Source organism: Neobacillus ginsengisoli, from assembly GCF_030813055.1.
On the sequence record NZ_JAUSTW010000006.1, the window covers coordinates 255,208 to 276,180 of the forward strand.

The following is a 20,973-nucleotide window of genomic DNA, read 5'->3' on the forward strand; positions in this document are numbered from 1 at the left end:
CTTTTTATTATGAAATTAACTTCATTCGAATGGCTTTAACTGCAGCATCTGTCCGGTTTTTGGCCGATAATTTTTGAATGATATTGGAAACATAATCACGAACGGTGTAGCTGCTAAGATGAAGTTGCTGTGCTGCTTCATTAATAGAAGCACCGTCTGCAATCAACCTCAACACTTCTTTCTCTCGCTGAGTTAATACGCAATTGGAACTGCCAAATTGCTGTAATGCTTCATCCCAAATAGAATTTAATAATTCCCCTGCATAATGCCCGAATTTAATCAATGTAGTTAATGTTTGCGTTGCAACTTCAAATTGAGAATCTTCCCCTTGATCTAATAATGCAATTCCCAGTAATTTATTTTCAGCTGGAACAAAAATCGGTAATACCACGATTGATTTTAGGCGATATTCCCGAACATATTTTTCCGGCAGCACATCCGAAGCATTGGAAAAATAAAGTGGCTGAGAGTGTGTTAACGAACTGAAATAGTTATTAATTAAAGGAAGTTGGAAAATAGCTTCTCTAATTTGCCGGACAGAGGGACTGCTTACATTATATCCTGACACGCCAATCCCTTTATTCTCATTGTGGTTATATAGGAATAAGGCGCAGCGCTTAAAAGGCATGTAATCAGTGATTCCTTGAGTGATTGCTTGTACCGCACAATCGGCACTTTTGCTTTGTAATAATCGCTGTAAATACAAAAGGGATGCATCTTTCCATTCCATTTTACTTTCAAGATGATGAAGCTTCAGCTGACGGAGATACATTCCTTTAATCAATTCTTTTTGTTGCTCCGTTACCGAAACCTCAACTTCCTGTAAGCCAATAAGGAGGATATCATTCAAACATGGAATTTGGATAACGTTGTTATGTACCTTGCTTTCTCCTAACAACCTTGTAATCGCCATCGATAGATGGTCAATATGATTGGCTTTTATACTTAAACACATTTCAATCAAATGCTTTTCAACTTTATTTTTAGCTGAACAAACGACCTTTTCAATTTTAAAATCAATTTGCTCTTTTTTCACGATTGCTAACCATTCCATAGGGATAATGTTCGTAGCCATCATCATTTTGATCCATTTCTCGATACGGTCCTCCAAATCCTGAGTCAATAATGTATGGTCTAGTATTCTTGAAAAAAAGGCTTGAATAGCTTGATGGTCGAGAATAGATGTAGAAGGGTTTGCGGACAGAAGCTTATGAAAAATATTTTCAATCGCTGTTACGAGAAAAATAGCCTCTGATTCTTCATGTGCAGAGGAAAAACGGGTTTGCCACTCAGCAAGCAATGACAGAATAAAGGAGTCCGCACTAGGGGGATATTCTATTGAAATTTCCTGAAAGGCAAATTGAATCATTGAATCAAATTGATCTACCAATGTAGGATTTTTGTAATTGGATGATGATAATAACTGCTTCCACTCTTCTATAAATAGGTCTTTAAGGCCTATAAGCAGATTAACCCCATTCAGTAAGAGCTGCTCAACTTTTCGTTCCATATTTAATCCTCCCCCCTTATATACCAATAATTATAAAATTCAGGTCTTGCTTTTCCTATATGTCCGTAGTAGTATCTTTACCCGACATTTGACGGGGGAGTTAATTTTTCACGATATTTTCCGTACTTGTAGTAGAGAGAATAGGAGGGTATGGTTAAGAAAAGTAATATTTTCTTAAAATTCAAAAAACTGGAGGGCGTTTATGGAAAGTTCAATGCAGCTTTTAGAGGGTACCACAAGCAAAAAGGTTTTCTGGACAGCATTAGGTTCTGGAATATTGGCGTTGGCAGTGCTATTAGTTTCGTTTGGAATCTCGGGAGTGGCTTATGCAGTACCGATTGCCGGTATAGGTGACTTCTATGTTGAGTTTGATAAGCTGGTAGGGAATGGATATACCTTTTATCCTAAAATGGGTGAAACCAGTGCTGAAGATTCTGCTCCCCAAGGGACAAACCTGATGGATAATTTGGTCATTGACAACTTGCAATTATACAAAGATTTTAAAGTAGGAAATCAATGGATTCGTGTGAAAATAGCGGCTTCCAAACCGGTTCAGATTACGGGGTTGGAGCACGATGCAAGCCTAATTGAAGCAGATGCTAAATTCCAAAACTTAGTTTTGCAGGAAAAGCACAGTGACGACTGGCAGAAGCAATTTAAACAAACCTCGACACAAATTATTTTAGAGCATGCCAAGCTAAAAACACACTATCTTTTCCAAAAAACGATTAATATGAACGGAATGAGGCTTACGGTTGAAAGAATCAATAAAAATTAATGCGGGGAGAGAACATGATGAGATTTAATAAATGGCGCAAAAAACGTCCGTTAGGGGGCGCGATTATTACGATTTTAAGCGGACTCATGATTTCATGGGTACCGTTAAACCTGTATCTAAGTACGTTCCTCCCGGGGTCGATTGCTATTATCGGATTATTATTTGGAGGAATTATAACCTTGATTGGAATTGTCTCATTATTTTTCCCGAATGCTTCAAGAATTCTTGGTGTTTTTACTATTTTTCTATCGATTCTGTCCGTTATCGGAGCATTAGGAGGCTTCCTAGTCGGGACACTTTTTGGAATCATTGGCGGCGCATTGTTAATGGCATGGCGCCTCGCTCCTGCCAATGTTAATGCAGCACCGCCGGGCGATGCGCAATTAACAGCGTAAACATGCTAAAGGAGATTAAATCATGTGGTGGAAAAGCAAGCAATTCTTAATTAGCTTATGTTTCCCGCTAATATTACTTACACTTTTATCTATGGGAGGAGTCGCAAAGGCAGCAAACAGTAATGCGACAAATGGCTTTATCATTCAAGCAGACCGGGTTGTTGGCTCCGGTATGTTTGCTACGATTGTTTTCCAAGAAACATCTGCGGGAAGTGCCAAAGAGCCAATGCTTCGGATTCAATATAAATCTGCAACCATTTACGGTATGAAATTGACAAAACAAGTGCAATCACCAAGTGGAATGGTAAGTATCACCTTAAAAGCACAGGGACCTGTAACAGTAAAAGGTATGACAGTTGATACGACAGCCATTTCATTTAAGGGTGCGTGCCTAATGGCTTCTGAGACTGTCCCAATGCTTACGATGGAGAATGTGGTGATGGTCGCTCATTATATGGATAATGAGGATAGTGAGATTAAAAAGCTAGTCCTTAATACGGTCTCCGGACAAGCCGCAGCACAAATGCCGGGGAAAATCCAACTACTCAAGGACCTAAGCCTGCTTCCGGTAAACCAATTGGAAGAAGTAATTGGAAGAATTTCAAGTGGCCACCTACCGCTTACATGTGAGGATGGGTCAAAAGCAAGCGGGGAGACCGGTGGAATCGGTAAGATAACGGACCCAATAAATAATGTGATTGGTGAGGTAACAAATCCCCTTGATCCTATAACAAAAACATTGGACCCGGTGTTAAAGCCGATTGAGCCTGTGTTGAAAACGCTGAACCCGGTATTAAAGCCGATTGAGCCTGTGTTGAAGCCGCTGGACCCGGTATTAAAGCCGATTGAGCCTGAGTTGAAGCCGCTGGACCCGGTGATAAAGCCGATTGAGCCTGTGTTGAAGCCGCTGAACCCGGTATTAAAACCGCTGGATCCAATTATAAGCGTTCCTTCCGATAAAGTGAAGCAATCGCTGCAATCACCATGTGTTCAAATTAAAGATGCAAATGGAGCGATTTCAAAGGAGCTTGCTTTAAGTCTGATTGATGAAGCAGTTACCAAGAAATTAACGTTAACAACCGTTTGCGTGAGTGATACGTCACTTACAAATGAACTGCAAAAATGGCAGGATAGTCTGTTAAAATCACTTGGACTTTTAGATATTTTAGGACAGTTACAACCATTGGATGCGATGCAACAGCTTTCCAAAATGCGTGATCAAATAGCTCGGCAAAAGGACGGGTCCATTATTTTTAAACCATAGAAAAAGTGTAACGGGTTTATTTATAAGGTACAAACATCAAAACACAAGTTTAAATAACTGATTAATTCGAACGTTTTTTCACTACTCAATTCACGGGACATTCCAAATTAGGATATGGAGGACATTTTCCCTTTTTCCCTCTAAGCGAGATTTGTCCTTGAAAGCCCATTTGAAGGACATTTTTCCTGTTCACTAAGGGAGATTTGTCCTTGAAAGCCTATTTGAAGGAAATTTTCCCTGTACACTGAGCGAGTATTGTCCTTAAGCACATTATTTTTCTATTGTTTGTACCTCTGAATTAAACTCGTAAAAAGAGAGCAGGGTACCCTGCTCTCTTTTTAAAAAGCCCAACTTCCTTTTCTGAAGACTGGTTCTGTTTTTCCGTCGGCTGTTATGCCATCGATGTCCATTTCGGCTGAGCCGATCATGAAATCAACGTGGGTAATGCTCTCGTTAAGCCCATTCTCTTTCAATTCCTCAGAAGCCATTTTCTTTCCGCCTTCAATACAGAAGGCATAAGCACTGCCGATAGCTAAATGGTTTGAAGCATTTTCATCAAATAAAGTGTTAAAGAAAAGAGTGTTTGATTGGGAAATAGGTGAATTAAACGGTACCAGTGCTACTTCTCCAAGGTAATGAGAGCCTTCGTCTGTATCCACCAAACGCTTCAGAATTTCTTCGCCTTCTTCCGCTTTCACGCCAACGATTTTTCCGCTTTCAAATGTAATTGAAAAACGGTCAATGATATTGCCGCCGTAGCTAAGCGGCTTTGTGCTCGCTACTGTACCATTCACTCCTGTTTTAAATGGAACGGTAAACACTTCTTCCGTCGGCATATTGGCCATAAATTCGATCCCGTTCTCATTTACACTGCCCGCACCTACCCAAATATGGTTTTTCGGAAGTTCGATTGTAAGGTCTGTTCCTGGAGCACGGTAGTGAAGCTTGGCATAGCGTTTTTCATTTAAATAATGAACCTTTTCATGCAGTGTTTCATCATGTTTTTTCCAGGCTTCAACAGGATTTTCAAGGTCTGTACGAGTTGCTTTAAAAATCGCATCCCATAGTTTGTTTACTTGATTTTCAACTGGTTCATCAGGAAAAACCATTGCTGCCCACGCCGGTGACGGGGCTGCTATAACAGTCCAACTCACCTTATCAGATTGTATCGCTTTACGGTATTTAGATAATGCTTTCCCGGCGGCTTTTTGGAAGTTGGAGATACGTTCAGGATTCACACCCTTTAACAAATCCGGGCTAGCGGAAATGACAGACATGAATGCGGCACCTTGCTCGGCTAGCTCTTCAGTCTCTTTGGCACGCCAAACAGGATATTCTAAAAAGGCATCATCGGGAGCCAGATCATACTTTGTTTTCGTGATGGTATCATCATTCCAGTTAACAACAACATTTTGGGCACCCGTTTCGTATCCTTTTTTGACAATCAGACGGACAAACTCTGCTGCATCTAAGGATGCATTGACGACTAATGTTTGTCCCTTTTGAATATTTACCCCTACCTTAACGGCAAGTTCGGCATATTTTTCAAGATTTTTTTGAAAATCATTCATCTCTTTAGTCTCCTTTACCAAAATCTTCATGTTTATTGTAGTCTTTTTGATTGGAAAAAGAAACTTCGAGCCGGGTCAGGAGGTTTAAGTCCCAATTGAAAAAAGTCAAAAAAAAAACAGTAAAGAAATTAATCTTTACTGAAGTTTGCTACCGTATACTTTTATATTAAAATAAACACCTGCGGAAAATAATACAACAAAAGTAATAATGCCTGACAATGAAGTTGGAGACATAAATTGAGACCAATCCATCCATCCCACCGCCCATTTAATAGAAATCGTTTTCATGTTAATTATAATATTAAAAGAGATAAATGTGAATAATTTAGTACAATTTATTGAACTTTTTTGAACTCTATGAAATGTAAGAGGGACACTTTTTAGGATCCCTTAGCAGATCGTCTATTAAATGAATAAAACATAATCCAATACGTTCCGGCACTCAACAAAGCAAGTACCGAAAGTACGAAAAACGTCCAGCCATAACCAAGCGAAACCGTCAACGGAATCGATAACGGTGCAATGGTGCGGCTGATGGTAAACCTCAGGCTGGCTGCTGCAAAATATTGGCCCCTAATGTGCTCCGGTGCAAGCTTGGAAACAAAGCTTTGCTGGAGCCCGGCTCCCATTAATTCAGCAAAAGTGAAGATAGCCATCGCAATCATAAACCCCCACACCCAGTGTGTTAGACTAAAGAGAATGATTGAAATAGCGTAAACAACAGATGAAAGGACAAATACATTCCGCTCATGAAAATGATCCATCCATTTCGTGACCAAAACCGTTAATAGGGCAACAAGGAAGCCGTTCTCGGCAAGGACAATCCCAAATGCTTGGGCTCCGCTGACAGTAAACGACCAATCTCCGAGTGAAAAAAGGCTTTGATTTTTCACTACATCCTTAATATAAACAGGAATTAATAAATCCAATTGCATAAACGTTTGACCAGCTAAAACTCCTGCGATAATAAACAACAAGAAGGTCCTATCTTTAATAATTAGCGAATAATCTCTGAGTTGGTTTTGAATGAAATAATACCATTTTCCATCAAATTCCTTAGTGGTTTTATTTTGAAATGGTGCCGTCTCACGAATCCATTTTGCTAAAATGAATCCTAATAACATGCAAACTGCGGCAGCCACAAGTAACATTTGAAAGCGATGCTCAACATAAAAAATAGCTCCAAGGATGGGGCCAATGACCACAGCTATATTAATAGATGTGTAAAAAATAGCAAAAACACTGCTTCTATTCTTTTCATTGACTAAATCAACGACCATTGCCTGGCTTGCAGGCCAATAGATGGATCCAAAAACACCAGCGACCGCGAAAGAAATGAATCCAATCCATGGGGAGTGAAGCCAGGGTGAATTGGCAATGGCAAACGATAAAAAAGAAAGTCCTTGGCCAATAGATGAGATCACCATCATTCGTTTTCGGCCAAAGCGGTCGGCACAATATCCTCCCATCAGGTTGGCCAGGACGGAAAAAGCCTGAGAGAAAACTAACAATAATCCGGCTTTATTTTTACCGAACTCATCCGCAAAATAAATGGTTAAGAATGGAAAGAACATCCAATAGGTAATATTCATCATGGCTTCCCCAACTAAGCGCACCTTTAAATTTGGATCCCAATCCCTAATTTTCATTGTTATTTCCTCGTTTCTTTATACATAGACCATACCATCATACTATCAAAATGGAAGGGCTTTCAAGAAAAAAAGTAAGCACATTTTGATGTGCTTACCCTTAACCGTTACTCTTGATCCTTTAATGCCTGCTTCAACAAATCACCAAAACTTGTGCCAAAATCCTCTTTCTGGGTATATTTTTGAACAAGTTTCCGTTCTTCACGCTTATTCACAGCTTTTTTCTTTTCTTCTGCTTTTTCTACGACATTACAGGCACGGCATTGGAAGTATAGACCAGCCTTTCCTTCGTGCATTTCCATTTTTTTATGGCACTGAGGGCAGCGGCGATTGGAAAGCTTTGGATCCTTCCGTTTGCGATAAGAACATTCTAAATTGGAGCAAACAAGAATTTTTCCCTCTTTCGTATTTCTTTCCTTTAAAAATGCGCTGCACTCAGGACATTTTGAGCCGGTTAAGTTGTGAGCGCGATAGGATTTGTCACTAGATTTAATTTCGGAAACAAGTTGCTCTGTCTGGCGGCGGATTTTTTGTGAAAAGGCCTTTGGATCCGACTTTCCTTTAGAAATTTGCTCTAATTCATGCTCCCACTTTGCGGTTAATTCGGGCGACTTTAACTCATCATTTACAAGGTCGATTAGCTGTTTGCCCTTCTTAGTAGGGTGGAAGCGGCCGTTTTGCCGTTCTACTACCTCTGTTTCAACCAGTCTCTCAATAATTTCTGCTCTTGTTGCAGGGGTACCTAGACCGAATTTTTCCATCTGTGCCAAAACATCCGCTTCAGAGTATCTATTTGGCGGCTCTGTCCATTTTTGGTTGAGGCTTACGTTCTTGACCGTAAACGTTTGACCATGTGTTAATTTTTGCAGGCCGGTTATTGATTGTTCGGCTTCCTCTTTTCCGAGTACCTTTTTGAAGCCTAAATCGATTACATTCGTTTCTTTTGCCGTAAAGGTTTCGCCTTCTGTCATAAATGTGGCGTGAATGGTTTCGTATTCATAAGCAGGTAAAAATAAGGCAAGGAAACGTCGGGCAATCAGGTCATAAATTTTTCGTTCGTCCGAATCTAAATCACTAAGATTTAGGCGTTGTTCTGTTGGGATAATTGCATGATGGTCGGTTACTTTTTCATTATTGAAGACGCGTTTTGCCAGCACTTTGCCATTGGTAGCAAGGAGTGGGCGTACTTCTTCCTTATATCCTGATGCCATCCCCTGCAAGCGGTCGGCCATCGTACTCATCATATCTGTAGTTAAATAGCGGGAATCTGTTCTTGGATAGGTCACCGTTTTGTGTTGCTCATATAATTTTTGCAAAACATTTAATGTTTTTTTCGCAGAAAAGCCAAATCGTTTATTGGCATCTCTTTGAAGCTCAGTTAAATCATACGGCAGTGGCTGAGACTCAGATTTTTTCTTTCGGTCAACTTTTTCAAGTACTGCCTTTACTCCGGATATTTTCTTTTGGATGCTTTCGGCTTTCGACTTTTCAAACAGACGCTTCTCATTGTCTCGTTCCCAGTCGGTTGAAAATGGTCCAATATCGGCACGAATCGTCCAATATTCTTTCGGAACAAATTTTTGAATTTGTTGCTCCCGGTCGAGAACCATCGCTAGGGTAGGTGTTTGCACCCGCCCGGCTGAAAGCGGATCCTTATATTTGGTTGTTAAAGCTCTAGTCACATTCAGTCCAATTAACCAATCAGCCTCGGCCCGGCAAACAGCAGAATGATAGAGGTCCTCAAATTGTTTTCCAGGCTTTAATTGCTTGAAGCCTTCCTCTATAGCCCGATCGGTTTGGGATGAGATCCATAATCTTTTAAGAGGTTTGTTCCACTGGATTTTCTCAAGAATCCAGCGGGCAACAAGCTCACCTTCACGGCCTGCATCCGTAGCAATAATACATTCTTGGATCTCTTTCCGTTTTGCTAAGGCTTCTATCGCCCTAAATTGGTGATTGGTTTGCTTCATCACCTTCAAGCCCATTTTTGGGGGGATGATTGGTAGGTCCTCTAAATTCCAGGTTTTATATTTCGTGTCATAATGCTCTGGCATTTTTAATTCAATTAAGTGACCAAGTGCCCATGTGACAATATATTGATTACCTTCCATATAGCTTTTGTGTTTTTGATTACAGCCAAGGACGCGGGCAAGTTCCCGGGCCACACTTGGCTTTTCTGCAAGTACGAGAGATTTCATAGTTACTCCTTTCTATCTAGGCAAAAGCTCATAATTTACCTTCACTCAGTATAACGGATTTAAACGGATTTTTGTAATTCTAACATCTACTTTGCTTTAGTGAAATAGTGAATTAACGTATCGGTTGAATAACGTCCTTGCGTTAATTCATTATTCTGATAAAGTGATATTATACTAAAATTTTGAATATTCCGTTGACAAATAGATTTACAAACACATATAATGACAATAATTATAGAATATTATGAATGGGATGATTAGGATGAGACATTCAAAAAAAATTCAATATTCAATAATGATTTTAAAGAGGCTGGATTCCAAATCTATTTAGATAAAGGAATCCAGCCTCTTTCTTTATTATACTAAAGTGATAGAGGAGAGATGGAAATGATAACATTAACAGGTAACAGTTTAACCCTAGAACAAATGAAAGAAGTATTAGTTGGTAACCAAAAGGTCCATGCTTCAGTAACAAGCATGGAGGCTGTACAAAAAAGCAGGGAAGCAGTGGAGAGAATCGTAGCAGAATCACGTGTGGTCTATGGGATTACTACGGGTTTTGGGAAATTCAGTGATGTCCTGATTGACAAAAAACATGTTCAGGATCTTCAGCTTAATTTAATTCGTTCCCATGCTTGCGGTGTGGGCGAGCCATTCCCTGAGAATGTTGCAAAAGCGATGGTTCTTCTCCGTGCGAATGCCCTGTTAAAAGGTTTTTCCGGTGTAAGACCTGTAGTTATTGAGAAATTATTAGAGCTGGTTAACAAAGATATCATCCCGGTGATCCCACAGCAAGGCTCACTTGGTGCAAGCGGTGATTTGGCTCCACTTTCGCATTTAGCTTTGGTGTTAATTGGAGAGGGAGAGGTATTTTACAAAGGGAATCGCATGGATTCACTGGAAGCTTTTCAGAAAGAAGGAATCCTGCCGGTTACACTTGAAGCGAAGGAAGGCCTCGGAATTATAAATGGAACTCAAGCGATGACGGCCATGGGGGTTGTCGGTTATTTAGAGGCAGAACAACTAGCATATGAAAGTGAATTAATCGCTTCGATGACGATTGAAGGATTAAACGGAATCATCGATGCTTTTGCAGAAGAGGTACATGTAGCGAGGGGCTATAAGCAGCAAATTGATACAGCTGCCAGAATCCGTTCTTACTTAAGTGATAGTCTATTAACAACGATGCAGGGAGAAATAAGAGTTCAGGATGCTTATTCGTTAAGATGCATACCGCAGGTGCATGGAGCAACTTGGCAGGCCCTTGATTATGTGAAAGAAAAGTTAGAGATTGAAATGAATGCTGCTACCGATAATCCATTAATTTTTGATGATGGTGATAAGGTTATTTCCGGGGGGAACTTTCATGGACAGCCAATCGCTTTTGCCATGGATTTTATGAAAATTGCCGTTGCAGAAATGGCGAATATATCTGAAAGACGGATTGAACGATTAATCAATCCACAATTAAATGACCTGCCGCCATTCTTAAGCCCTGAACCAGGTTTACAATCCGGGGCCATGATCATGCAATATGTTGCGGCTTCGCTTGTTTCCGAAAATAAAACATTAGCACATCCGGCAAGTGTGGATTCGATTCCATCATCGGCTAATCAAGAGGACCACGTGAGTATGGGAACGATTGCTTCAAGACACGCCCATCAAATTATCCAAAACACAAGAAGAGTTCTGGCTATTGAACTGATTTGTGCGATGCAGGCAGTGGAATACCGCGGCGTCGAAAAAATGGCAACACAAACGAAAAGGTTATTTGATAAAGGGCGGGAGCAAGTTGCTTCTATTAAACAAGATCGTGTTTTTTCTAAAGATATTGAAACCGCTGCGGCTTGGCTGAAAACAGTTGATTTCAATAAGTTTACCAAGAAATTATCTGTGGAAAATGGCTCTTATTAATAAAAAAGGTCCAAATGAAAAAGGCGTGATGATGATTCACGCCTTTTACTCTTCTTCTACTCGATTTTTAAAAGCTTCCTGGGTTACGATTAGTTCTTCATCTTCAATCCGTTCGTGAGTCTTTTTCTCGGCTATACTGTTTTTCGGAAATTCACCCGGATGGTTCTTGTTTTTATGATTAAAATGTTCTCCGCGTGCCAATCTCAACACTCCTTTCAGTCATCAAAAGTAGAATTCCCAAATCGCTCTTATAATATTACGGTTGCAAAGTATTCTATTTTATTTAAAAAATAGAACTTGGTATAATTGACACAATGAGTAAAGTGAAAAGGAGGCCAAAAAATGGATATGTTTCACATCATCTCTGAAGATCGTATAAAACAAGCGTATAAAGATGGGGAATTTGATAACCTCCCCGGTTTGGGTAAGCCAATTCAGCTAGAGGATTTATCAGGAATTCCTGAAGAATTGCGGATGGCGTATAAAATATTAAAAAATGCAGGATATACCCGGGACGAAAGCCAATTGAGACAAGAAATGATGACGATCGAGGACTTAATCAAAAAATGTGATGACAGTAAAGAAAAAGAGAGCCTTCAAAAGAAATTAAACGAAAACCTTCTGCGCTTTAATCAAATGATGTCAAAGAGACGGGTAAAAACCAATTCTGCTTTTTTCAAAAATTACGAGCAAAAGGTTTACAGCAAATTGAAATAAACATTAAACGCAAAAACACCCAAAGGGTGTTTTTTAATTTAATTGAAATGTGAAAACTTCCTTGCTAAAACACGCTGATTTTGCATTTTAGCTCCTCCTCCGTCGTAATTCTACTTTCACTTTACATGAGAAGTTATTATTAGTGAAATATATATTATATAAATGGTATTATTAAAAAAATTAATAATTAAAGGAGCAATGATATGTATTATGATGCACTGCGAACATTTGTCACGGTAGTGGAGGAAGGGAATTTTACAAGGGCAGCTGAAAAACGGTTAATATCCCAACCTAGCGTTAGTGTTCATATCCAAAACCTCGAGAAGGAATTTCAAACCTCGCTGTTTGTCCGTTCTCCAAAGCAGCTTCAATTAACGTCGACGGGAGAACTTCTATATGAACGGGCCAAGCAAATCATTCAAATTTATGAAAGTACCAAGGAAGAAATTATCGCGCATCATCAATCTTTAACATTAGAGCTGAAAATTGGGGCAAGTTTCACGATTGGAGAATATGTCCTGCCTTCCTTATTAGAGGAACTTGGAAAAATCTATCCTGAAATCAAGTTGGAGGTTATCATCGGCAATACAGAGGAAATTATTGAACATGTAAAGCTATTTCATGTCGATATAGGGCTAATTGAAGGGCAAAGCAACGATAAAAGTCTCGAAGTTTTTCCGTTTATGATAGATGAATTAAAAGTCGTGGCTTCGCCTAACCATCCACTTTCATCACAAAAGGGGGCTACCATTGAAGAACTGCAAAACCAAACATGGATTACGAGGGAAAAAGGCTCCGGGACCCGTGCCTATTTGGAACATGTATTAAGATCCCACGGATTAAAAACGAAAAATGTGATATCTATCAGCAGCACACAGGGGGTAAAAGAAGCTGTCATTCGTGGTTTAGGCTTTTCATTAATTTCGAAATTTGCAATTGCCAGAGAGATTGAAAGCCAATATCTCTCGATAATTCCTTTAAAAGATGCCTCTTTTTTACGTAGGTTTTCCTATGCTACCTCAAGGTTTGTGAGTAAACAAAAAGAACTGGAAGAGTTTATAAATTTACTAAAAAATAATTGGGTTAAATGATTAATTGGAAAAAATAAAAAAGCCGGTGAAGTGGTGACTAAAAAAGAATCACTCTTCCCTAGCTTTTTGTTCTGATTTTGCCGGCTTACACATTCGATCTAGTAAAAAACCGAAAAATATCATAAAGCCGATTGGAATCGAGTAGTTTAAGACATGTAAAAGAGTCGTAACCGCATCACTCCATATTATTTAAATATTAAAAATATTATGACTTTTGTAATATTACTTTCATTATATGCTGATTGACATAAAAAAGACAAATTTATTCGTTATATTAAAAAGGGGTAAAACTTAGGATTTTCCCACAAAATGAAAAGCAAAAAATTAGCCTACTTATTGAAAAAGTTTATAAAAATTTCCAGAAATTGCAGACAAAAAGGGGGGATTCGACTGAAATTACCTCTTTTTTTCATTATTTTTACAAGAATCAGTGGTCAAAATGGTTATTTTGGATAATTTAACCAAGTAATTTGTAGAAATATAGACTATTTTGTGAGAAAAAATGATTAGAATTTTTTGAAAAATTGACAAAATCTAACACCCTACTAAAAAAGGACTATATATAATGTAAATATAATTCGGAATTAAGTAATTAGCCCTATCGGGATAGAGAAATAAAAAGGTATGAAGCTGATAGTAAGCAATAACGGAAACAGAAAAAGGCAAACCTATTGAAAAAGAGGGACGCAAAGCCGAGGATCTAAGGTAATGTAGATTGCTATGATGGCCGGGCTACCTGGGATACGAAATGTATTTTAGGGGGTAAGATTGTGGTGGTAGAAACGGAAAGAAAAGTAGAAAGAATGGATGAGGATTGGGTCGCATTAATTTTAGAGGCAAAAGAACTAGGAATTACGAAAGAATCGGTTCGTGATTTTCTAAAACAGAAGGATGTAAAAGAACGGTTAATTGAAAACCGATAATTTACATACGCAAAACAAAAAAGCATTTCTACAAATGATGTTACTATTTGTAGAATGCTTTCTTCTTTTGTAAACATGCCTGAGTCTATTGGTTGTTATTCTGGTTAATGCGCCACTTATTAAATTCAAGGAAATCTCGAAATTGCTCCTTGGATACTCCGGAATTCATTGCTTCTTTGACAAGATTCATCCAATCGCTGTCTAAATCCTCTTTATTAATTTGTTCAAGGATTAAATTCTCAACAGGGACGCTTAAAACAGAGGAAATCTTTTCAAGAACCTGTATTGAAGGGTTACTTTGCAAATTTCTTTCAATAGCACTTAAATAAGATTTAGCGACCCCTGCTTGATCCGCAAGTTCAGATAGTGACATCTTTTTTTCTAATCGTAATTTTTTTATTCGTTCACCGATCATTGAGACTCACACACCCATTTTTATTTATATATATACGATAATTTTATCAAAAAGAATGAAAAAGTTCCATATTACGAACGAATTATTTTGAACCAAAAAACGAACATTAAACATCATTATAGCGATTAGAGGTTAAAAATCACACGAAAAGGCAGCAATTAATTGCAGTTGCTTGGAAAAATTATTAGATAGCGATAATATAAAGAGAGTGTTCCCAAAACTCTCCTTTAATATTAAAGTTCGTGTGATTAAGAGAAATCTTTCACGAACGATAACGCTTAGTATACATAAAAATAATTAAAAAAGGCTGGGAAGAAAATGATTGTACTTAAGTCTGTTCGGGAAATTGAAGCCATGAAAAAAGCAGGAGAAATACTTGCTACATGTCATAAAGAAATAGCCAAATTGATTAAACCCGGCATTACAACTTGGGAAATTGACGAGTTTGTTGAAAAGTTCCTGAGAGAGCATCAGGCCACCCCTGAACAAAAGGGGTATAAAGGCTATAAGTATGCAACGTGTGCAAGTATAAATGATGAAATCTGTCATGGTTTTCCACGAAAGGAACCGTTAAAGGAGGGAGATATTGTTACGGTTGATATGGTCGTAAAATACAACGGTGCATTGGCTGATTCTGCGTGGTCATATGCAGTCGGTAATGTCTCTGAAGAAACAGTTCATTTATTAAAAGTGACAAAACAGGCTTTGTATAAGGGAATAGAACAATCAGTTGTAGGAAACCGGATTGGGGATATAGGTCACGCAATTCAAGTCTACGTTGAAAGCGAAGGCCTATCAGTTGTCCGTGATTTTATTGGCCATGGAATTGGTGCTGTGATTCATGAGAAGCCGGATGTACCGCATTACGGTCTGCCTGGAAAAGGGCCTAGGATCAAGGAAGGTATGGTTTTTACAATTGAACCGATGGTGAATATCGGACTGTATCAAACGAAAATGGATGACAACGGCTGGACCGCAAGAACGGTTGACGGCAAATATTCAGCGCAATATGAGCATACAATTGCCATCACCAAAGATGGACCGATCATCTTAACTGAACAATAAAAGAAAAGCGCCCGTTTAGCAAAGTAAACTAGTCGCTGGGCGCTCCTCGGAAAAGCTAACGCTTTTCCTTCGTGCGATGTATCGCTTCCGAAGCTGACTCTTGTGGAGCTAGACAGTAATCAGTTCAAAAATTTTTATCTTCTTAATTATTAAAAGAGAGGATGTCCCAAGGCGGTCATCCTCTTTATTTCTTGCGAAGATTTCCCAGTTCTTCAGCAAGGGCTTGCATTTCACTTGGACTAAACGAATTTTTTCTTAATACCATTTCATAGATTTCTTTTAATTCTTCATACATTTCCTCATCGAAGTGTGAAGGTTTAATGGCCCCGAAATTTAATACCTTTAATCTTTCTTTTATTTGTTCAATCATATATTCGACATTTTCTACGGATTTTTGTGATAAATTCACTCCGGTCACCCTTTCTGAATTAATAATCCCATCTTTTCATGTTAAAAAGTATATGTCAATATAAAAACTGTCAAGACAACTTTCCTTTGCTTTTGATGAAAATAGAGGATAAAATTTTTCAATTGGACTTGCATAGGTTTTCCGCTTAAAGCAAAATGGATGTTGAGATGAAGTTTGGTATTATTTTCTTTATGTAATGATGGATGATAAATAATGTAGTGAAAGGAGAGGTTAAGATGACGAGGAAAAATCAATTTTGGAAAGGGATGCTATTCGGAGCAATCGCGGGTGGTGCTTTAAGCTTATTGGACAAACAAACCCGAAGTGTAATGAAGGAAAACCTTCAGAATGCAACGGATCAGGCATCTTATATTTTACGAAACCCTGGAGAAATTTCTAAAAAAGTTAAAGGAACAGCGGTAAAAATTAAATATACCGTTGAGCAGGTTAGTGAAGATATCAACTACATTATAGGAAAAGTTGATGAATTGAAGGAGCTAACCCCACAAGTAACAGATATGTTGAAGGATACTAAAGATGCCTTCTCAAAAAGTGAGGAAAATGAACTATTTGAAGATATTCTTGGAGAAGATGACAAAGATTTAACAAGACAATAAAGGAGACGTGGAAATGGAAAGAGTAGGGAATGTTCGATCCTCTTTAATAAAATTGCTATGGCACCGAATTGAAGAAGATGATCTCACGGGGCTATCTGCCCAACTGGCCTATTTTTTTCTGCTTTCACTGTTTCCATTGCTGATTGTTTTATTAACGCTTCTTCCGTATATTTCGATTCCACATCAGGATATTCTTGGACTGTTTAGTGGTTTTGCGCCCGCAGAGGTAATGGATCTAATTGAAAGTAATATTACTTATGTAATGAATAATCGGAATGGCGGATTGCTTTCTTTCGGGATTATCGGAACCATTTGGTCGGCCTCGACCGGTATTAGTGCGATAGTGAGGGCTTTTAATAAGGCATACAATGTGGAGGAAAGCCGTTCCTATTTTGTTGCTCAGGGAATGTCTATCTTGTTGACATTCGGGGCGATTTTTGTATTTATCCTCGCTATTGTTCTACCTGTTTTTGGAAAAGCAATTGGTATCTTTCTGTTTTCTAAACTAGGATTTGCAAATGAATTTTTAACTGTTTGGAAAGCCTTAAGCTGGCTTGTAAGCACAATCATTTTGTTTCTCATTTTTACTATCCTGTATTGGATTACTCCGAATGTGAAATTGCGTTGCCGAAGTGCCTTTCCGGGCGCGACATTTGCCACGATCGGCTGGATTATTTCCTCTTTGGGTTTGTCTTTTTATGTTGAGAGAATTAGCAACTATTCGCTCACATATGGCGGGATTGGGACGATCATTGTCCTAATGATTTGGTTGTACATATCTGCTTTCATTATTATTATTGGCGGAGAAATCAATGCTTTTTATACTGAAAGGAGTAAAACGAACTGCTAATTTCCCTTCATTTCCCTTTATGAAAACTACCTATTTGTTCAAACTATGATTGGGGAGTAATTATAAAAAAGGGAGGTTTTCATTTTGACAAAACATACAAAAAAAGATGGCGGCACAAAACAAAAAGGGAAAGCTCGTCCGAAGCATAAGACTTCAGGATCTGCAAATGGTTCAAATGGCTATCATTAATAATAGGACCGGGTGATTTTTCACCCGGTCTCTCTCTTCTCTATTGGCGCCTTGTTTTTAACAGCCTTAGGCTATTTAAAATTACAAGGATGGTACTTCCCTCATGACCTATAACTCCGTATGGCAAATCAAGTATCCGGAAAAAATTTGATGCGATTAAAAGCATGATGACGGTAATCGAGAAGACCACATTTTGTTTAATAATTTTATTCATCCGTTCAGAAAGCCGAATCGCTTCTGCAATCCGCGGCAGATCATTTTTCATCAGCACAACATCAGCAGTTTCAAGAGCAACATCCGTTCCTTCACCCATTGCAATCCCAACATTCGCCAGTGCTAATGCAGGTGCATCATTTATCCCATCACCAACCATGGCGACGGTTTTAAATTTTTCCTTTAATTTCCTAAGCTGTTCCACTTTTTCTTCAGGTAAGCATTCAGCGAAATATTGGTCAACATGGCTTTCAGCCGCAATCGCTCTGGCTGTCTTTTCACTGTCTCCTGTTAGCATAACAGTATAGATACCCTTCTTTTTCAGATCGTCGATCGCCACTTTCGTCTCATCGCGAACAACATCCCTTAAGGCAAGCATGGCGACGAGTGATTCGTTCCTTTGAACATAAACGAGTGTATTTCCTTGGCTCGCTATCTCTTTCGCTAAGACGTCAGCGAAGGCCTCGGACGCTTCTTTTCCAACAAAATCTGCTTTTCCGATTTTCCACTGTTCGCCGCGAATTTCTGCTCGAACACCCCAGCCTGGTACATCTTCAAGGCTATCAGGATGAATGAGCTCTTGTTTGATCGTTCGTTTAGCATGTTTTACAATCGCTTGTGCAAGCGGGTGATTGGAATGATTTTCAATTGATGCTGTTATCCATATAAGATGTTCTTTTTCAACCCCGTCTCTCACGATCACCTCGGTCACTTCCGGTTTTCCTTTTGTTAATGTTCCAGTTTTATCAAAGGCAATGGCTTCTAAATGGCTCAGATTCTCAAGATGGACCCCGCCTTTTACCAATATACCGTGCTTAGCACCATTGGAAATCGCTGATAATGTCGCAGGCATGATAGACGCTACAAGGGCACAAGGTGAAGCAACAACCAGCAAAATCATTGCGCGGTAGAATGATTCATGCCAGTTCCACCCCAGCAAAAAGTGGGGGATAAAAAACATCAACAATACAACAGCAAGAACCGCTTTGACATATGTTCCTTCAAACCGTTCAATAAATAGCTGGGAAGGTGATTTTTCACTTTGTGCTGATTGAACGAGCTGAATGATTTTTTGAAAAAGGGTATCTTCATTCGTTTTCGAAACCTGAACGGTAATCAAGCCTGTCATGTTCACAGTGCCTGCAAAGACTTCATCCTGATCGCCCTTTGCTACAGGCATTGACTCACCTGTAATGGCTGCTTCATCAATATTCGATTGTCCTTTGATGATTATTCCATCAGAAGGCACCCGTTCACCCGGTTTAACAAGGATTTCGTCACCGACTTGAAGCATTGCTACGGAAATTCTTTTTTCAATGCCATCTTGGATGAGAAGAGCTTCCTCCGGCTGCAGCTCCATAAGAGATGAAATTTCCTTATGGCTTTTATTCATGGTATAGGTTTCTAAGGCACCGCTAACGGCAAAGATAAATATTAGCACTGCACCTTCTGTCCAATAGCCAATGATTGCTGAGCCTACTGCTGCAAAAATCATCAGCATTTCCACGTTTAATTCTTTATTTTCAAATGTCTCTTCAATACCTTCTTTTGCTTTTGCAAATCCGCCAATCACAAACGCCAGTAGGTAGGCGATGATGGAATCGGCGCCATAATCATATTTATTAAAAAGCCAACCAACTGCAATAAATATGCCACTTAAAGCAGCAGCAACCAGCTCAGCGTGCGGTTTGATTTTTTCTATGAAGCTTACATCCTGAATACCTTTTGCAAGAGATTTTGCTTCAGAACTCATTGTATCCCCCTCCGTGATTTCCTATTGAGAAAAATAATCATCTTCATTACCCTTAAAAAACACGAAAGCTGTCATCAAACGATGACAGCGAAAATCTCTAAGGTTAATTATTAATCATGATAGTTAATTCTATTTTACCACATATTTTATGCGTAAGATACGAAATTGCTCCTAAATAATAGAGGTACAGAATTCTATCCGCTTTTCTTAATTATGCTGCTCAAGCATTGGATAAGTTCTTTTTCCAAAAATATAAATGATAATGGATAAAACTAAGAGCATGGTACTAATAATGTAAAAGAAGCTGAACTGGTTGAAATATTGTATAAATAAGCCGCCAATAATCGGTCCGCTCAAGCTGCCCAAACTAAAAAAAATCCCGCAAAGCAAATTTCCTGTTGGTAATAAAGATTTCGGAACTAAATCAGTCATATAACTAATGCCAAGTGAGAAGGTAGAGCCAACAACCATTCCGGCGATTAAAAAGGATAAGAAAAGTCCGAAAAAAATATGTTCGAGTAAGCTTGCTGAGGTAAAGCACAAAAATCCTAGGAAAAGAACAGTCATTAATATATACCTTCGACTAAACCTGTCACTTAACATTCCTAAAGGAAGTTGCGTCAAAATGCTGCCTATGGCAAAAGCGGATAAAACGAGAGAAACGCTTGATACATCAATTTCCATTCTTAACGCATAGACAGGAAAAATGCCATTTAACGAGGATTCTAAGAAACCGTATGAAAATGGAGGCAAGAAAGCTACCCAGCCAAATTTAAAAGCTTGTTTGAATCGATTCATGGTATCAGGGAATGAATTAATGGAAGCCCCTTGCTCCGGATATTCATTTTTTAAAATAAACAAAAAGAACCATCCTGCTAAACAAAGAAGTGAAGATATGATAAAGGGCAGTGATTCATTCACCTTTACTAATGGAGTCATTAATGGACCTGTTGCAAAGCCAATCCCAAAAAACAACCCATATAAAGAAATATTTCGGCCCCTTTTATCGTTAGGGGAGGATGAGGTAATCCAGGTTTGTGTGGCGAAATGAAGCGAGTGATCTCCAATTCCGATCAGTAAACGCAAACAAAACCAAAACCAAAATGACTTCCATAAGGGAAATAATGCAAGTGAAACAATGACGAGGCCGGCGCCAACTATAATAATGGGTTTATAGCCGTATTTACGCAGAGGCATCTCCATAAAAGGAGAGACAATGAGAATTCCAATATATAGGGCCGTTGCATTTAATCCATTTAAGGTAGAAGGAACCCCGCTTTTTTCCAAAATTACCGCGATAAGCGGAAGAAGCATTCCTTGCGAAAACCCTGAAATGGCGACAATACTGACTAATATCCAAAAACGAAGATTGCTCTTTTTCATAAAAAAGGTCCACTATTTTCCTTTCAAAAGTGAAAAATTCAAATATTAAAATTAGTTCCTAAATGATGG

The 20,973-nt window shown here is 38.8% G+C and carries 19 protein-coding genes and 1 riboswitch; of the genes, 10 read left to right on the forward strand and 9 right to left on the reverse strand.

The features are described 5' to 3' along the window. Positions 1–7: 7 nt before the first annotated feature. Positions 8–1,510, reverse strand: a complete 1,503-nt coding sequence (locus J2S10_RS18785; RefSeq protein WP_307410653.1) for a LuxR C-terminal-related transcriptional regulator — start codon at positions 1,508–1,510, stop codon at positions 8–10. A gap of 202 nt (positions 1,511–1,712) precedes the next feature. On the opposite strand from J2S10_RS18785, the gene J2S10_RS18790 reads away from it, so the two are divergent. From J2S10_RS18790 to J2S10_RS18800, 3 genes are read left to right on the forward strand one after another with little or no spacing between them, the layout of a single operon-like run. Then, entirely contained in the window at positions 1,713–2,288 is a 576-nt protein-coding gene (locus tag J2S10_RS18790; protein ID WP_307410656.1) for a DUF6230 family protein, read from the forward strand. 17 nt (positions 2,289–2,305) lie between these two features. Then, entirely contained in the window at positions 2,306–2,683 is a 378-nt protein-coding gene (locus J2S10_RS18795) for a DUF6114 domain-containing protein (RefSeq protein ID WP_307410659.1), read from the forward strand. A gap of 22 nt (positions 2,684–2,705) precedes the next feature. Continuing rightward, positions 2,706–3,947, forward strand: a complete 1,242-nt coding sequence (locus tag J2S10_RS18800; protein ID WP_307410662.1) for a hypothetical protein — start codon at positions 2,706–2,708, stop codon at positions 3,945–3,947. Positions 3,948–4,285: 338 nt separating this feature from the next. Here the strand turns inward: J2S10_RS18800 and J2S10_RS18805 are convergent, their stop codons facing one another. From J2S10_RS18805 to J2S10_RS18815, 3 genes are all read right to left on the reverse strand, one after another. Then, a complete protein-coding gene (locus tag J2S10_RS18805; RefSeq protein ID WP_307410665.1) occupies positions 4,286–5,518 on the reverse strand; it encodes an aminopeptidase in 1,233 nt (410 codons plus the stop codon). A gap of 380 nt (positions 5,519–5,898) precedes the next feature. Beyond that, on the reverse strand, positions 5,899–7,167 hold the full coding sequence (locus J2S10_RS18810; protein ID WP_307410668.1) for an MDR family MFS transporter: 1,269 nt from the start codon (positions 7,165–7,167) through the stop codon (positions 5,899–5,901). Between the two features lie 107 nt (positions 7,168–7,274). Further along, positions 7,275–9,365, reverse strand: a complete 2,091-nt coding sequence (locus J2S10_RS18815) for a DNA topoisomerase III (RefSeq protein WP_307410671.1) — start codon at positions 9,363–9,365, stop codon at positions 7,275–7,277. Positions 9,366–9,752: 387 nt separating this feature from the next. Between J2S10_RS18815 and hutH the strand changes: the two genes are divergently transcribed. After that, on the forward strand, positions 9,753–11,279 hold the full coding sequence (hutH, locus tag J2S10_RS18820; protein WP_307410674.1) for a histidine ammonia-lyase: 1,527 nt from the start codon (positions 9,753–9,755) through the stop codon (positions 11,277–11,279). Positions 11,280–11,324: 45 nt separating this feature from the next. Here hutH and J2S10_RS18825 read toward each other — a convergent pair whose 3' ends face one another. Then, positions 11,325–11,480 carry a hypothetical protein gene (locus tag J2S10_RS18825; protein ID WP_307410676.1) on the reverse strand — a complete coding sequence of 52 codons (156 nt, stop codon included), beginning with the start codon at positions 11,478–11,480 and terminating at the stop codon, positions 11,325–11,327. 141 nt (positions 11,481–11,621) lie between these two features. On the opposite strand from J2S10_RS18825, the gene J2S10_RS18830 reads away from it, so the two are divergent. The 3 genes from J2S10_RS18830 to J2S10_RS18840 all read left to right on the forward strand — a co-directional run bounded on the left by J2S10_RS18830 (position 11,622) and on the right by J2S10_RS18840 (position 14,010). Continuing rightward, complete coding sequence (locus tag J2S10_RS18830; RefSeq protein WP_307410679.1) at positions 11,622–11,996, forward strand: DnaJ family domain-containing protein; 375 nt, start codon at positions 11,622–11,624, stop codon at positions 11,994–11,996. A 203-nt stretch (positions 11,997–12,199) separates the two neighbouring features. After that, on the forward strand, positions 12,200–13,087 hold the full coding sequence (locus tag J2S10_RS18835; protein WP_307410682.1) for a LysR family transcriptional regulator: 888 nt from the start codon (positions 12,200–12,202) through the stop codon (positions 13,085–13,087). Between the two features lie 651 nt (positions 13,088–13,738). After that, a riboswitch (cyclic di-GMP riboswitch) is annotated at positions 13,739–13,827 on the forward strand. Positions 13,828–13,857: 30 nt separating this feature from the next. Next, complete coding sequence (locus J2S10_RS18840; protein ID WP_307410684.1) at positions 13,858–14,010, forward strand: anti-repressor SinI family protein; 153 nt, start codon at positions 13,858–13,860, stop codon at positions 14,008–14,010. 85 nt (positions 14,011–14,095) lie between these two features. Here the strand turns inward: J2S10_RS18840 and J2S10_RS18845 are convergent, their stop codons facing one another. Further along, positions 14,096–14,425 carry a helix-turn-helix domain-containing protein gene (locus J2S10_RS18845; RefSeq protein WP_307410687.1) on the reverse strand — a complete coding sequence of 110 codons (330 nt, stop codon included), beginning with the start codon at positions 14,423–14,425 and terminating at the stop codon, positions 14,096–14,098. A gap of 318 nt (positions 14,426–14,743) precedes the next feature. Between J2S10_RS18845 and map the strand changes: the two genes are divergently transcribed. Further along, positions 14,744–15,490, forward strand: a complete 747-nt coding sequence (gene map, locus J2S10_RS18850) for a type I methionyl aminopeptidase (RefSeq protein ID WP_307410692.1) — start codon at positions 14,744–14,746, stop codon at positions 15,488–15,490. A gap of 184 nt (positions 15,491–15,674) precedes the next feature. On the opposite strand, the gene J2S10_RS18855 is transcribed toward map, so the two are convergent. After that, positions 15,675–15,899 (reverse strand): DUF1128 domain-containing protein, encoded by a 225-nt coding sequence (locus J2S10_RS18855; RefSeq protein WP_307410694.1) that lies wholly within the window; start codon positions 15,897–15,899, stop codon positions 15,675–15,677. 236 nt (positions 15,900–16,135) lie between these two features. Here J2S10_RS18855 and J2S10_RS18860 point away from each other — a divergent pair, with 236 nt between their 5' ends. Then, entirely contained in the window at positions 16,136–16,516 is a 381-nt protein-coding gene (locus J2S10_RS18860) for a YtxH domain-containing protein (RefSeq protein ID WP_307410699.1), read from the forward strand. A 13-nt stretch (positions 16,517–16,529) separates the two neighbouring features. Further along, the gene (locus J2S10_RS18865; protein WP_307410702.1) at positions 16,530–17,366 is read left to right on the forward strand and encodes a YihY/virulence factor BrkB family protein; all 837 of its coding nucleotides are present in this window, start codon (positions 16,530–16,532) and stop codon (positions 17,364–17,366) included. 229 nt (positions 17,367–17,595) lie between these two features. Here J2S10_RS18865 and J2S10_RS18870 read toward each other — a convergent pair whose 3' ends face one another. After that, the gene (locus J2S10_RS18870) at positions 17,596–19,521 is read right to left on the reverse strand and encodes a heavy metal translocating P-type ATPase (RefSeq protein ID WP_307410705.1); all 1,926 of its coding nucleotides are present in this window, start codon (positions 19,519–19,521) and stop codon (positions 17,596–17,598) included. A gap of 207 nt (positions 19,522–19,728) precedes the next feature. Beyond that, the gene (locus J2S10_RS18875; protein ID WP_307410708.1) at positions 19,729–20,904 is read right to left on the reverse strand and encodes an MFS transporter; all 1,176 of its coding nucleotides are present in this window, start codon (positions 20,902–20,904) and stop codon (positions 19,729–19,731) included. Between the last annotated feature and the right edge of the window lie 69 nt (positions 20,905–20,973).

Bases quoted from the DNA above. Each gene is read 5' to 3' on its own strand.
- J2S10_RS18785 (WP_307410653.1), bottom strand. From the start codon at position 1,510: ATGGAACGAAAAGTTGAGCAGCTCTTACTGAATGGGGTTAATCTGCTT.
- J2S10_RS18790 (WP_307410656.1), top strand. From the start codon at position 1,713: ATGGAAAGTTCAATGCAGCTTTTAGAGGGTACCACAAGCAAAAAGGTT.
- J2S10_RS18795 (WP_307410659.1), top strand. From the start codon at position 2,306: ATGAGATTTAATAAATGGCGCAAAAAACGTCCGTTAGGGGGCGCGATT.
- J2S10_RS18800 (WP_307410662.1), top strand. From the start codon at position 2,706: ATGTGGTGGAAAAGCAAGCAATTCTTAATTAGCTTATGTTTCCCGCTA.
- J2S10_RS18805 (WP_307410665.1), bottom strand. From the start codon at position 5,518: ATGAATGATTTTCAAAAAAATCTTGAAAAATATGCCGAACTTGCCGTT.
- J2S10_RS18810 (WP_307410668.1), bottom strand. From the start codon at position 7,167: ATGAAAATTAGGGATTGGGATCCAAATTTAAAGGTGCGCTTAGTTGGG.
- J2S10_RS18815 (WP_307410671.1), bottom strand. From the start codon at position 9,365: ATGAAATCTCTCGTACTTGCAGAAAAGCCAAGTGTGGCCCGGGAACTT.
- hutH (WP_307410674.1), top strand. From the start codon at position 9,753: ATGATAACATTAACAGGTAACAGTTTAACCCTAGAACAAATGAAAGAA.
- J2S10_RS18830 (WP_307410679.1), top strand. From the start codon at position 11,622: ATGGATATGTTTCACATCATCTCTGAAGATCGTATAAAACAAGCGTAT.
- J2S10_RS18835 (WP_307410682.1), top strand. From the start codon at position 12,200: ATGTATTATGATGCACTGCGAACATTTGTCACGGTAGTGGAGGAAGGG.
- J2S10_RS18845 (WP_307410687.1), bottom strand. From the start codon at position 14,425: ATGATCGGTGAACGAATAAAAAAATTACGATTAGAAAAAAAGATGTCA.
- map (WP_307410692.1), top strand. From the start codon at position 14,744: ATGATTGTACTTAAGTCTGTTCGGGAAATTGAAGCCATGAAAAAAGCA.
- J2S10_RS18860 (WP_307410699.1), top strand. From the start codon at position 16,136: ATGACGAGGAAAAATCAATTTTGGAAAGGGATGCTATTCGGAGCAATC.
- J2S10_RS18865 (WP_307410702.1), top strand. From the start codon at position 16,530: ATGGAAAGAGTAGGGAATGTTCGATCCTCTTTAATAAAATTGCTATGG.
- J2S10_RS18870 (WP_307410705.1), bottom strand. From the start codon at position 19,521: ATGAGTTCTGAAGCAAAATCTCTTGCAAAAGGTATTCAGGATGTAAGC.
- J2S10_RS18875 (WP_307410708.1), bottom strand. From the start codon at position 20,904: ATGAAAAAGAGCAATCTTCGTTTTTGGATATTAGTCAGTATTGTCGCC.